Source organism: Aquimarina discodermiae (genome assembly GCF_040786235.1).
GTDB lineage: Bacteria > Bacteroidota > Bacteroidia > Flavobacteriales > Flavobacteriaceae > Aquimarina.
The window spans coordinates 96,766-110,686 of the sequence record NZ_JBFMKP010000010.1 but is presented as its reverse complement, the minus strand read 5'-3'; the positions used below and the strand labels follow the sequence as shown (position 1 = coordinate 110,686).

At 32.1% G+C, this 13,921-nt stretch carries 9 protein-coding genes and 1 pseudogene; 3 read left to right on the top strand and 7 right to left on the bottom strand.

Features of this window, described 5'->3' with window-relative positions:
- Window positions 1–76: 76 nt before the first annotated feature.
- Window positions 77–2,575 carry a PIG-L family deacetylase gene (locus ABW636_RS08140; protein WP_367589520.1) on the bottom strand — a complete coding sequence of 833 codons (2,499 nt, stop codon included), beginning with the start codon at window positions 2,573–2,575 and terminating at the stop codon, window positions 77–79.
- Between the two features lie 190 nt (window positions 2,576–2,765).
- Window positions 2,766–4,949, bottom strand: coding sequence for an endonuclease MutS2 (locus ABW636_RS08135; RefSeq protein WP_367589471.1), 2,184 nt, complete (start codon window positions 4,947–4,949; stop codon window positions 2,766–2,768).
- A gap of 86 nt (window positions 4,950–5,035) precedes the next feature.
- Here ABW636_RS08135 and ABW636_RS08130 point away from each other — a divergent pair, with 86 nt between their 5' ends.
- Window positions 5,036–5,701, top strand: a complete 666-nt coding sequence (locus tag ABW636_RS08130) for a uracil-DNA glycosylase (protein ID WP_367589470.1) — start codon at window positions 5,036–5,038, stop codon at window positions 5,699–5,701.
- A gap of 474 nt (window positions 5,702–6,175) precedes the next feature.
- Here ABW636_RS08130 and ABW636_RS08125 read toward each other — a convergent pair whose 3' ends face one another.
- The gene (locus tag ABW636_RS08125; RefSeq protein WP_367589469.1) at window positions 6,176–7,027 is read right to left on the bottom strand and encodes a substrate-binding domain-containing protein; all 852 of its coding nucleotides are present in this window, start codon (window positions 7,025–7,027) and stop codon (window positions 6,176–6,178) included.
- Between the two features lie 499 nt (window positions 7,028–7,526).
- Here ABW636_RS08125 and ABW636_RS08120 point away from each other — a divergent pair.
- Window positions 7,527–8,405, top strand: a pseudogene (locus tag ABW636_RS08120) (IS982 family transposase).
- On the opposite strand, the gene ABW636_RS08115 reads toward ABW636_RS08120, so the two are convergent.
- From ABW636_RS08115 to ABW636_RS08100, 4 genes are read right to left on the bottom strand one after another with little or no spacing between them, the layout of a single operon-like run.
- Window positions 8,397–9,284, bottom strand: coding sequence for a nucleoside phosphorylase (locus tag ABW636_RS08115; protein WP_367589468.1), 888 nt, complete (start codon window positions 9,282–9,284; stop codon window positions 8,397–8,399). The pseudogene ABW636_RS08120 and the gene ABW636_RS08115 sit on opposite strands and share 9 nt — an antisense overlap.
- A gap of 1 nt (window position 9,285) precedes the next feature.
- A complete protein-coding gene (locus ABW636_RS08110; RefSeq protein ID WP_367589467.1) occupies window positions 9,286–10,224 on the bottom strand; it encodes a DUF1835 domain-containing protein in 939 nt (312 codons plus the stop codon).
- Window positions 10,225–10,239: 15 nt separating this feature from the next.
- Complete coding sequence (locus ABW636_RS08105; protein ID WP_367589466.1) at window positions 10,240–10,572, bottom strand: translation initiation factor; 333 nt, start codon at window positions 10,570–10,572, stop codon at window positions 10,240–10,242.
- Between the two features lie 10 nt (window positions 10,573–10,582).
- Entirely contained in the window at window positions 10,583–11,533 is a 951-nt protein-coding gene (locus ABW636_RS08100) for an isopenicillin N synthase family dioxygenase (protein WP_367589465.1), read from the bottom strand.
- A 254-nt stretch (window positions 11,534–11,787) separates the two neighbouring features.
- Here ABW636_RS08100 and ABW636_RS08095 point away from each other — a divergent pair, with 254 nt between their 5' ends.
- Window positions 11,788–13,797, top strand: coding sequence for an alpha-ketoacid dehydrogenase subunit alpha/beta (locus tag ABW636_RS08095; RefSeq protein ID WP_367589464.1), 2,010 nt, complete (start codon window positions 11,788–11,790; stop codon window positions 13,795–13,797).
- The last annotated feature ends 124 nt before the right edge of the window (window positions 13,798–13,921 follow it).

Genomic DNA, 13,921 nt, shown 5'->3' with positions numbered 1-13,921 from the left:
TATCGCATTAACAATAAGTAAAATTGAATAGCGTTTTTTCCAAATAATTTTTTCTTTTACTTCTTCCATTTTTGATTTATTTTCCTAATGATAATAGATTAGCAAAAAGTCGAAAAGCACCAGGTACTCCTGCAGGAAATTCTCTAAAAAAACTAAGTCCAGTATAGATATAATGCCCTTTGCCGTATTTGGCAACCAATAATGCACCTTTTTTTTCAGACTCTCCTTTGTCATTTGATCCAAAAATGGCAGTATACTCTTGAGACCATTCGTTTGGAAAGTAAAGCCCTCTTTCTTGTACCCATCCGTCAAAATCAGCAGCACTAATCTTGTTAGGGGTATTTAGTATAGGGTGTTCTGGAACCAGAAAGTTAATTTTTGCGTTTTCATCGGTTACCCGATCTCTTGATAATTTAAAAGGATAAGGCCCTAAATTATCGGTTACTTTTAATCTTCTGTTGGTATTGTATTGAACAATTAAATTTCCTCCATTCTTTACATATTCTAAGAGGTATTGTTGCTTAAATTTTAATTCTTCTATGGTGTTATAAGCTCTAATCCCAACAACAACAGCGTCGTATGACTGTAGGTTTTGAACCGTTATTGATTCTGGACTAATAGTAGTCACTTTATAACCTATTTGTTGCAAACTTTGGGGAACTACATCACCTGCGCCTTCTATGTATCCAATGTTTTGACCCTTCTTTTTAATATTTAATCGTACCACCTTGGTCTTTGCTGGAAGAATTACCGTTTGATAAGGTATATGATCATAGTTAATATGTACTAATTCTTTAGAATAAGCTTTATTATCAACTTTTACTATAGGAGCAATATATCCTTCACTTTGATTTTCTGGTGAGGTAAGTGTAAAAGATACAGTTTTTTCTTCTCCTTCTTGAGCAAAGTCAATGGCAATTTGATCAGGAGAAACTTTCCATCCATCGGGATGTGAAAGTGTGACATTCCCTTTTATATTTGCTTTTCCTGCTTTCATAGTAACAGGAATTTGCTTAGAAGCACCATTAGCATAAATTATAACCTTATCTTGAATACTAGCAGAGACTATAGGGATTATCTCAAAAGGCATGTATACTTCGCCTTTTACAGGATCATTTGTTTTGTAAACGATATTTTTTTCAAAAGGAACAGTTACACCTTCAATATTTAAGTCGAATAGCGCACTTATTTTAGATTTTGTTTCTGGTGTGCCGATTAAATCTTGTTTTGCAACAGTATACATACCAAGAGTTCCAGGAGTATCTAACCAATAAGGGTTTGTGTATTCAAAATCAGTAGGAATCAGTCCTTCATATTCTAGTTTAGATGAAATATTATTTTCTAAAGCAGTATTTAACGATTTAGAAATACCAATACTTTTTACTGCAATAGATTGTAAATTTATATTGGCAGTACTTCTATTAATAGCTTCTATTTTAATAGTTATCTTGTTTCCTCTTGTAGAGTAGGGAGCAGTTGCAACGGCCTCTAAGTACAAACCGCTTACGGCTGTAATGATTTTTTTAATTTCTTTTGATTTAATAGTTCTCCAATGTGTATCTTCTAATTGCTCAATTAATTGATAAGCTTTTACTAATTGGGAGAGAGATGCAGCAGGATTTTTGAAATTAAAATCCTCTTCTACTTTATTGAGAATAGCTCCAATTTCTGTTCCTCCCTTTACTCGATTCCAGGAGGTGTCAATACCTTCAAAAATATTACCCTTGTTTTTGGGTAATTCACCTTTAATAATTTCAAGATATTCGGTTTGAGTACCTCGCGTACCGGTACTTCCAAAACCTTGAGATTTATGTTGACTACGACTCAGAGACGCAATTTCTGTATTAGACAATCCAGTAGAAGGGTAGAATATTCCCGTTTCTAATGATAGTAATTTTGATTTGTCTGCTTTGGCAAAATTTTCTCTACTTCCGTAGAACCACCATGAAGTATTAAAAAACAAACGTTTTGGTTGCCACGTATTTACTTTATTAAGTTGCTCTGGGTACATGGTATTATTAGCTACGACATCAAAAGCTTCTACGCTAAGCATAGCAGACGAAGTATGATGACCATGTGTTGATCCGGGAGTTCTATGATTAAAACGATTTACAATAATATCTGGTCTAAACTTACGAATTGCCCATACGACGTCACCAAGAACTTTTTTCTTATCCCAGATAGAAAGTGTTTCATCTGGATGTTTTGAATATCCAAAATCATTAGCTCTTGTAAACAATTGTTCTCCACCATCAATTTTTCTGGCAGCAAGTAATTCCTGAGTTCTAATAACACCTAATAATTCTCTTATTTCTGGCCCAATTAAATTTTGACCACCGTCTCCTCTTGTTAACGATAAATAAGCTGTTCTTGCTTTTATCTGATTCGACATATAGGAGATGAGCCTGGTATTTTCATCATCGGGGTGTGCTGCAACATATAATACAGAACCTAAAAAATTAAGCTTCTTGATACTATTATAGATTTCTACAGAAGAAGGTTTTTGGGGTTGTTGCGCTTTAAGAACAAAAGGAAAAATAATATAAATACAAGCTACAAAAAATATTTTTCGCATCATTAGAGAAGTAATTTTATTTGAATTCTTTCAAATATATAAAGATAAAATTCTCGCGATTATGGTTTAAGGATACTTTAACAACTTGTTTTCTGCAGCTCTTTTTTTAAAAAATTGCAACTCTATATTTTATATGTATTTTCTAGAGTTCCTATAAAGCAAGAACATATTTTTGATAGTATAGAATCATTTATTTTCTCTTAGGTGCTCCTTTTTCTACAAATTCTAGTTGATCCACAGCAACATTGGTTGTAAAAATGCCATAATTAACTACTGCTTTTCCTTTTTCTAAGGTATCTATTGTACCTATTGATTTTCCATCAATCATTCGTACACGATCACCTATTTTTAAAACTACTTTGGGTTTTGATTTAAGAATTTTTTCCTCTTTCTTTTTCTCTTCTTTTTTCTTTTGTCTAATGACCGCAACTTTTTCTTTTACTTCGTTTATAACTTGTTTTTCTTTGGATTTTTCTACTTTTCGTTGTTTTGGAGTTATTTTTTTGCGTTTAGAGTTTTCTACTTCTACAATTTTAATAAACTCGGTGATAAGTTCTTTTTTTCTTTTATTGTTAAAGTATTTTTCACTGATGTCATCTATTTTTTGTCCTAAATAGATCATTCGTTGATTACTATCATATAGCTCTTGATAACTTTCTAGTTTAAGTTGTATACGCTCATTTATTTTGTCTAAACGATCTTTTTCTTCAGCGGCTTTTTGCTCTTGGTTTTTTAGTACAGCAGTTGTTTTTTGTAATTTAGATCTTTCCTTTTGCAAATTTGCAATACTCTTATCAAAGCGAATTTTACCTCGCTCAACTTTTTTCTTTGCTTTATTGATTAAACTATAGGGGATACCATTTTTTTGAGCAACTTCGAAAGTGAATGAACTTCCTGCTTCTCCCAAATAGAGCTTAAATAAAGGTTCTAATGTTTTTGCATCAAATAACATGTTTGCATTGCTCATATTTGGTAATTCATTAGCTAACATTTTTAAATTAGCATAGTGAGTGGTTATGATTCCAAAAGATTTTCTTTCATAAAATACTTCTAAAAACGTTTCTGCAAGAGCACCACCAAGTTCGGGATCACTACCTGTACCAAATTCGTCAATTAAAAAAAGTGTTCTATCATTACACTTTCTTAAGAACTTATTCATGTTCTTTAAACGATAGCTGTAAGTACTTAAATGATTTTCTATGGATTGATTATCACCAATGTCTGTTAAAATGGTATCAAAAATACATGCCCTACTATATTCATGAACAGGGATTAGCATACCACTTTGCAACATTATTTGTAATAAACCAATTGTTTTTAGCGTAATACTTTTTCCTCCTGCATTAGGTCCCGAAATAACAATGATTTGGTTATTTTGATCAAGTGAAATGGTTTGAGGAAGTGTTTTTTCACCTTTTCTTTTGTTGGTGAGATAAAGTAACGGGTGATATGCATCTTTAAGATGTAATTCTCGTTCTTTTGTTACTTTAGGTAATACGGCATTAATTTGTTTTGCAAATTTTGATTTGGCAGCTACAATATCAATATGACTTAAGTATTCCTGATACTGTTTTAGTAATTCTATATATGGTCTTAGCTTATTAGTAAGTGCTTTTAGAATTTTTACAACTTCTTCACGCTCCTCATACAATAAATTACTAAGTTCTCTACTAAACTGGATCGTTGCTTCGGGTTCGATATAGACGATACTACCAGTTTTTGAGTTTCCCATAATAGCGCCCTTAACTTTACGTCGATGCATAGCACTTACTGCAAGAACCCTGCGGTTATCAACAACACTTTCTTTTATTTCATCTAAATAACCAAGGCTATTGTATCTTGCAAGATCTTTTCCAAAACTTCCGTTTAATTGTGATTGTACTCTATTGATACTTTTTCTAAGTTGTAACAAGACCGAAGAAGCATTATCTTTTACCTCACCAAATTTATCGATTACTGCTTCTATATGGTTAATAATCTCTTTGGTGTAAATAACCTCAGAAGAAGTTTGATACAAAAAAGGATACGTTTCTTGATTTTTTCTAAAAAAGACTAGTAACTCATTGGTAGTTAGACTTATGGATATTAATCTTTTTAGGTTAGAAGCCTCCAAAAAAGTATTCTCAATATTTAATAATTGAATTTCTTTTGTAATACTATCGAACCCATGATTTGGGATACTGGTATCGTGTAAGTCAGAAGATTTATACTCAAAAACCTCTTGCAATGCAATGTGTAATTGTTCTTTTGTATGAAATGGAGTTATTTGTAATGCTTTTGATTTACCCAAATCGGTATTGCATTGTTCTGCAATATGATCGAGTACAATATCAAACTCTAAATCATCAAGTGTTTTTTTTGAAATGCGAATCATACTTTTTTTTACCCTATTTTTGGGTTATATTCGGTCGGTTTTAACGGTGTAAAAGTACACAAATACAACAATTTTTTTATAGTAATATGAATGTAAATATTGAAACTAGCTGGCATCAACAGTTACAACAAGAGTTTGATAAACCTTATTTTGTGTCCTTGGCTGATTTTGTAAAAGCTGAATATAAAAATTATACCTGTTACCCAAAAGGAAATCATATTTTTGCTGCTTTTGATCATTGTAGCTTTAACGATGTAAAAGTAGTTATTATTGGTCAGGATCCTTATCATGGAGTAGGGCAGGCCAATGGTTTATGTTTTTCGGTAGCAGATACAATTGCGATGCCACCATCTTTAATTAATATTTTTAAAGAAATAGAAACAGATCTGAAGCTTCCATTTCCGTCTAGTGGTAATTTAGAACGATGGGCAAAGCAAGGTGTATTATTACTAAATGCAACCTTAACGGTACGTGCTCATGAAGCCGGTTCTCATCAAAATAAAGGATGGGAAACATTTACAGATACTGTTATACAAACTATTTCTGATAAAAAAGAGAATGTGGTGTTTTTGCTTTGGGGAGGATATGCAAAGAAAAAAGGCGCAAAAATCGACAAAACAAAACATTGTATTTTAACAAGCGGTCACCCCTCTCCATTAAGTGCTAATAGGGGATATTGGTTCGGGAATGAACACTTTAGTAAAACCAATTCGTATTTAACAGATACAAATCAAATGAGCATTAACTGGTAGTTTATGCTGCATTTGGTACTTTAGAAGTTTTTGATTTATCTGAAACCGAATCCATCTTAACTTTTTTTGTCTTTAAGTTCTTTGAGTCGTTGTCAATAGATTTTGTACTTATCTTTAATAAAACAAAGTTGAAAGCGACAAGACCAGCCAATATTATTAAAAAGGTTATCATAAGAGATTGTTAGTTAACTATTAGATGCACTTAATCAAAAAGGGTTGCGTAATACGTTAATAATTAGTTCATGTTTGTTGGGGTAGGCGTTGCAAATGTACAAAATTATTTAGTGCAAACACCTTTAAATAATGTGATTAGAAATAATTAGGGGATTCTTAATTATTAATTATAAATAGCAACCATCTTTTATTTTTGATCTTAATTTATTTATGCATCTTTATTAAATAACGATTTATATTGGAAATACCCTATGGCAAAATTTATATAAATAAAAAAAATAAGAGGGTGTTATCTTCTAATCAAACGTCAAAAATTAGATTTTTTGAATCGATTTTACTTTCAATAATTTGCACTTTATAAAGGTGATCTTGTATGGTGTTAAGCAAATTCAAATCAATTTGGGATTGACTCCATTCTGTAAGTTGTAACCATTTCTGTATATCCTCTAACCGTTGTTCGTATCTTATAGATAATGTTTTATCAATACTAGGGATGTTTTTAAAGTCAGAAGTAGTGGTGTTAATAATATCAAGAATGTTTTTTATGATTCCTGATTGTTCTTCGAGTATGTTATTTCTAACTACGATAACAAAACAAGGCCAGGGGGTAGGATAATCAGCAATTCTTCTAAAAATACCTTTGTCAACCAGAGGTTTTGTAGTAAAGTGCTCCCACATAAAATAATCGGCATCTCCATTGGTCAATGCATCTATTGCACCGTTAAGGTTTTTCACAACTTCAAATTGTATCTCAGAAGTTTTCCAATTTTGCTCTTGTGCATTTACATGAGCCATAAGATGTGATCCCGATCCATATCTACTGATTGCTGCTTTGGCATGCTCTAGTTCTAATAAAGAATTATAATTAGAATGTGCCCCAACATGTATTCCCCATATAAGAGGTGTTTGGATATAGGTTTGTACAATTTTACAAGGATTACCTGCAATGATATCTTTTATAATTCCTTCGGTAAGAATGATCGCCATATCAATCTCTTCATTTCTAAGAGCCTCACACATGGCACCCGTTCCTCCTGGGTATTCAACCCATTCTAATTCTATATTGTTTTTTAGGAAACTTCCATCCTCGATATTTAAGTGCCATGGTAGGTTAAAATGCTCTGGAACACCTCCAATTTTTACGGTATGCATATTGCAAAAAATATATTATTTATGTGTTTTGACGATTATTATTGTTTTTTATCGACAAAAATCAATTATTTTATTATCTTTGAGCTAATATTCATTCTGATAATGAGGTATATTAGATAAAGTATCAACCCCAAATAAAAAATATTGCTATGAAAAAGAACTTTTTAAAAAATAAAAATACGTATGTAAAGGTTGCGAAGTTAAAAAATAATTCTATTGAGAATGGTATTGTGATTTTTATTTCTGTATTGTTATTAACTAATTTTTTAATTAGTCTAAAAATATTATTGGGATAATACTTAAAATATTAAAAAGATTTAGATTATTATCTGTTTCTTTAAATTAATTATGATTGCGTTAAAAAGGATGGTACTACCATCCTTTTTTCTATAACGCTTTTATGCTATTGGATCATAGTCTATTAACCCGTAGTGCATTTATAAAAATTTGTGCAAACTACTAAAAATAAGCAAGTTGTAATCGCCACAAAACAATTCCAATGCACAACTTTCAAGCAAATTACGAGAATATTCTAGAAGTATTAAATAAAATAGAGGCTACATCCAATTTTTTGTTTCAAATACGGATTTCTAAACTATTAGATAAATAATTGATAAACAATAACATAGCGTCATAATGTGTGAGTATCTATAGTAAACATCAATTGTTCAGGATTTCACCTGTATTTTTATCTTCGCTCATAGAACCGAGCTTCTATAATCGGAGAAAGCGTAGATTATTCCTATATATAGAGCAAATACGGTTAAAATTATCAGATGCTTTTAATGAGTTTGAAGAATATTTTATAGTGGATAGTATGCCCTTGGAAGTTTGCAAATTATCAAGAGGCATGCGTTCGGTAATCTGTAAAAAAACAGAGGGCTGTGGTCCTGACAAAGGCTACGGTGCTTCGCAAAAAGTAAACTACTATGGCTACAAACTACACGCAGTATGTTCTGTAAAAAGTGTCTTTAAAAGTTTAGATATCAGCCCTGTCTACGTACATGATGTCAATTACCTAAAAGACATACAAAGTCAGCTCAAAGATTGGACCTTAATTGGGGACGCTAGATATTTATCAAGTGAATATCAACTTAACTTATTTGAGAAAAGCAGTATCAAGCTTAATATCCCAATGCGTAAAAATCAATACGGATATGTAAAACAACCCTATATATTTAGAAAATCCAGAAAAAGAATTGAAACCCTTTTTTTACAGCTATGTGATCAATTCATGATACGAAGAAATTATACCAAATCTTTTGGAGGATTCAGAACAAGGATATTATCAAAAATTACTGCGCTTACAATGATACAGTACCTAAATTATTTCGTCTATAACAGAAATATTAACAGTATTAAAATCAACTTACCCTAAATGCACTAAGGGTTCTATTAATTTATCAAGAGTATATTTGATCAAAAGATCAATCGTTTTTTGAGGTGTTTTGCTAAATTCTCCAGTTGTTCTGTTTGCCAATATGGCATTCATTGATATGGCTTTATGACCCAATAATTTTGCAATGCCGTAGATGCCCGCAGTTTCCATTTCTAAATTTGTTATCCTCTTGTTTTTGTATGAAAACGAGGCTATTTTGTCATTCAGTTCTTTGTCTTGTAATGGTAATCTTAGTACTCTTCCTTGTGGACCATAAAAGCCTACGTTGGTAACAGTAATTCCTTTTTCTATAGAGTCACCTAACAGGTGATTTATTAGGTTTCTATCTCCGTAGACCACATAGGGTGTAGACTTATTTTTATCCCATTTTAAATGTTGGATTAGTTTTTTAGAAATATCATGTGATTGTATTGCGTTACTATCATAAAAATGTAGTAAACTATCAAACCCTATAGCTGCTTCAGAAATAAGAAAACTGTCTACAGGAATATCTTTTTGTACGGCACCAGAAGTTCCGATACGTATAATATATAAAGAGGTTAGATTATTTTTAATTTCTCTACTGGAAAAATCGATGTTCACCAAAGCGTCTAACTCATTAAATACGATATCTATATTATCTGTGCCTATACCTGTAGAAATTACGGTGATTCTCCTTCCTTTATATGCTCCCGTTTGCGTATGAAACTCTCGTTTATGAATTTTGAATTCGATATGGTCAAAATGTTGGGTTACCTGATCTACACGATCAGGATCTCCTACCGTAATAATTGTTTGTGCTAGATGTTCTGGTTTAAGATGTAGGTGATAAATACTTCCATCCTCGTTAAGAATAAGTTCTGAGTTAGCTATTGGCATATTATAATTTTAGTAGCATATGGGTTTCATTATTATAGAGGTAGTCATATTTTTTTACTCCTCCGTAATGCCAATCTATGATTTGAGTATTATAGAAGTTTTTTTTGTGTTGAAAAGCTAGTTTCCCTCTTTCTGATAATAAAAGTCGATCTGTAGTTTGATGCAAAAACTGAAACAAACGTGCAAGAACACGTTTTAATTGCATATCTCCATACCCATAAAACCCTTGGTATTCTAATGCATACCCCATTAATTGTTTGATGTTTTTAATCTCGTAATTCTCGATCATTTCAAGGATGTTATGTTCTAATACATTAAGCCCTGTCATCATGTTAGGGAATCGTTGTAAATGAGCTCTTAAGCATATAGAAAGGTATTTAAAAGAAGATTTATTTTTAATTTGACCTGCGATTTTTTGAGGCTTGGATTCGCAATACAATGTCCAGACATGTGCAGCCAATTCCATATCATCTAGGGTTAATAATACTTTATCCTGATAATGTTTTTTTAATTGAGTATCGGATAATTCGCAGAGTCCATATAGTTTTTTTTCATGTTCTATTCGTCCACTACATACAAGATATATCGGTGTGTTAGTAATGTTTTTTCGCAATAAAAGACTTATTGCCGCAATCATATTAATGTGACAAAAAAGGTCATACTCAAACCATAAAATAATCTTGTCATATTGTTGGAAAGAAGTTATTTTCTCTAATTGAGAAACAAATTTACTTTCATAATCTTCTGCAGAAATTCTATAATACTTTTTAAAAAAGTGTTTTCGTTTTTTAATAGTACTTTTCTCTTCTATTGCAATATCTGTAGGCCCTTCACATAACATCTCACGCCAAACCAAAAAATCACCATTAGCTATTTGTAACTCTTGTATTCTTTGAGTACAACTATCTCCATTGGTAATGTGCAATGTTTTGGTTTTCATATATCTATTTTTGTTTTACCCTCCTACACGTTTAACTTTAAACCCTTTTTTTGTTAGGATTTCCATAATTTGATTTCTATAATCCCCTTGTATAATAATAGTATCATTCTTAAAACTGCCTCCAACACTTAAGCGTGTTTTAATCTCTTTTGCGAGTTTTTTAAAATCACTATCTGCACCAGTATATCCTTCTAATATAGTAATAGGTTTGCCTTTACGTTTTTCATATTTACAAATAATTGGATCATCTTGCATCCATATTTTGTCTTTGGTATCATTTTTTACTGTCTCCTCCTCTTGTGGTACATGATCCGGGAATAAATTTTTTAATTGATCCTGTAAATCCATAAAATTATCGCTATTGTTTTATTAATCCAATTTCAACCAGTCTTTGATGTAAAAACTCTCCGGCAGTAATATCGTCATACTGCTTAGGATTCTCTTGTGTTATACATTCTTTTAGACAATTTAATTTCATATCACTTCTAGGGTGCATGAAAAAGGGTATAGAATACCTTGGTTTATCCCATTCTTCTTTAGGAGGATTTATTACTCTGTGTATGGTCGATCTTAATTTATTATTGGTATGACGTTCTAGCATGTCTCCAACATTAATGACCAATTCATCTTCATGTGGTATAGCATCAATCCATACTCCATCTTTACGTTGTACTTGTAGCCCACCGGTAGAAGCTCCCATTAGTAGTGTTATTAGGTTTATATCTCCGTGCGCACCCGCTCTTACTGCTCCTTTAGGTTCATCTACAATAGGAGGGTAATGAATAGGACGAAGTATACTGTTGCCATTACTGGCCCAATGATCAAAATAATGTTCGTCAAGACCAATATAAAGTGATAGTGCTCTTAATACATAAATACCAGTTTTTTCAAGCATTTTATATGCTTCCATTCCTGTAGTATTAAAATTTTTAAGCTCATTAACGGTGATATTAGCAGGATATTCTTCTATAAGATTAGCATCGACATCAGGTTCTTGCCCAAAATGCCAAAACTCTTTAAGATCTCCTTCTTTTTTTCCTTTAGCATGTTCTTTACCAAAAGATGTATAACCTCGTTGACCACCTAATCCTTCAATTTCATAATTGCATTTGGTTGCCAGTGGCAAATTAAAAAAAGCTTTGATTTCCTTGTATAAGTCTTTCACCAATCCATCACTTAAAAAATGGTTTTTTAATGCAACAAAACCTATCTCTTCGTAGGCCTTTCCTATTTCATTGACAAATTTTTGTTTTCTGGAAATGTCTTCAGATAAAAAATCAGCCAAATCTACGCTGGGTATAGTATTCATTGATGTAATCTTTGTGTATTTAAGAACTAAAATAGGTGTATTTTGATGAAAACCTAGAATAATTACTTTGATTTATTTATTGAAACAAAAAGTATTTGGTTTTTTAAAAGTTAAATGTTTGATTTTTAATATGTAGTAAATTTAACCATTTTAGTGGATTGTTATGACCAAATTAACATCTACTTAGATAATATTGATTGCCAACCGTGGGTTCTGAAATAAAAATAAGTACATTTACTAATAAACTTTCTTTTATGGAGCACATTTCAGAGGAAAAACAACAGTTACTTTTTGACAGGAAAGAATATAGTGATAATCTATTGATTTTATTGTATGAAAAGATGCTTTTATCCAGAAGCATTGAAGAGAAAATGTTGGTGTTGTTAAGACAAGGTAAAATTTCTAAATGGTTTAGCGGTATAGGGCAGGAGGCAATATCTGTTGGAGTTACCATGGCAATGGAGCAGGAAGAGTTTATCTTGCCAATGCATCGTAACTTGGGAGTTTTTACATCGAGAGATATTCCTTTGTATAGATTGTTTAGTCAATGGCAAGGAAAAGCAAATGGATTTACCAACGGCCGGGATAGGTCTTTTCATTTCGGAACACAGGATTATAATATTGTTGGAATGATCTCTCATTTGGGACCACAGCTAGGTGTTGCTTGTGGAATTGCTTTGGCAAATGTTTTAAAGAAAAATAATAAGATTACGGCCGTGTTTACCGGAGAAGGAGGAACAAGTGAAGGAGACTTTCATGAAGCCCTTAATATTGCTTCGGTATGGGATTTACCGGTTCTTTTTTGTATCGAAAATAATGGATATGGTCTGTCTACTCCTACTAGCGAGCAGTATCGATGTAAAGATCTAGCAGATAGAGGTATTGGATATGGGATAGAGTCTTATGTAGTAGATGGTAACAATGTATTAGAGGTATATGATATCGTTAGAACAGTTATTCAAAAAATAAAAAAGCAACCACGTCCGGTGTTATTAGAGTTTAAGACATTTAGAATGCGAGGTCATGAAGAGGCAAGTGGTACAAAATATGTTCCTCAAGACTTAATGGATTACTGGAAATCAAAAGACCCAATAGATAATTATCTAAATTACTTATTAGAAAAAAAGATATATTCTATAGATCAGGACAATGCAAAAAAAGAATTGATAAAGAAAGAAATAGAATCTCATTGGGAACGTGCAAATAACGAACCTGAGATTCATGTTGATTTAGAAAAAGAGTTAAAAGAAGTGTATGAAGAATTTGACCAAGTTGAAAAACTCCCTGAAAAATTAAAATCAAAAGAAGTAAGATTGGTAGATGCGATTTCTGATGGATTAAAAGAGAGTATGCATAGGTTTGAAAACCTTGTGATTATGGGGCAAGATGTTGCCGAATACGGAGGGGTGTTTAAAATTACTGAAGGTTTTGTTGAGCTTTTTGGAAAAGAACGGGTACGAAATACTCCGATATGTGAATCAGGTATCGTATCTACAGCATATGGATTATCAATAAATAATTTTAAAACTGTTATAGAGATGCAGTTTGCTGATTTTGTGTCATCTGGATTTAATCCTATTGTGAATTTACTAGCAAAATCACATTATAGATGGGGGCAATCGGCCGATGTTGTAGTTAGAATGCCTTGTGGTGCTGGTGTAGGTGCGGGGCCTTTTCATAGTCAAACGAACGAGGCGTGGTTTACCAAAACACCAGGGCTAAAGGTAATTTACCCTGCATTCCCTTATGATGCTAAAGGATTATTGATGACAGCAATAGAGGATCCAAATCCGGTATTGTTTTTTGAACATAAAGCATTATATAGAAGTGTTAGGCAAGAGGTGCCAGAAGGATATTACAATCTACCGTTAGGAAAGGCATCTGTAATTCGAGAAGGAAATGATGTATCAATCATAAGTTATGGTGCTGGAGTTCATTGGGTGTTGGATGTTTTAGAAAAGTATCCTCAAATAAGTGCCGATGTAATAGATTTAAGAACATTACAGCCTTTGGATACAGAGACAATTTATCAATCTGTTACCAAAACGTCTAAAGCTATTATTTTACAAGAAGATACTCTTTTTGGAAGTATTGCATCCGATATTTCTGCAATGATTGTAGAAAATTGCTTTCAGTATTTAGATGCCCCAGTAAAAAGAGTGGGTAGTATACCCACACCAATACCATTTGATACTAACCTGGAAGAACAATATTTGCCAAAAGACAGGTTCGAAACAGAGTTGTTAGCATTATTGGAATATTAATTTTGAGTTATTTTAAGTAAGAAAATTCTTTAATAATGGTGTTCAAGTAAAGTGTTTAAGGTTTAGTTTTTGTTGTCTTATTGGATAAACATACGTTTTGTCGACATAATTAAGAAAGTAAAAT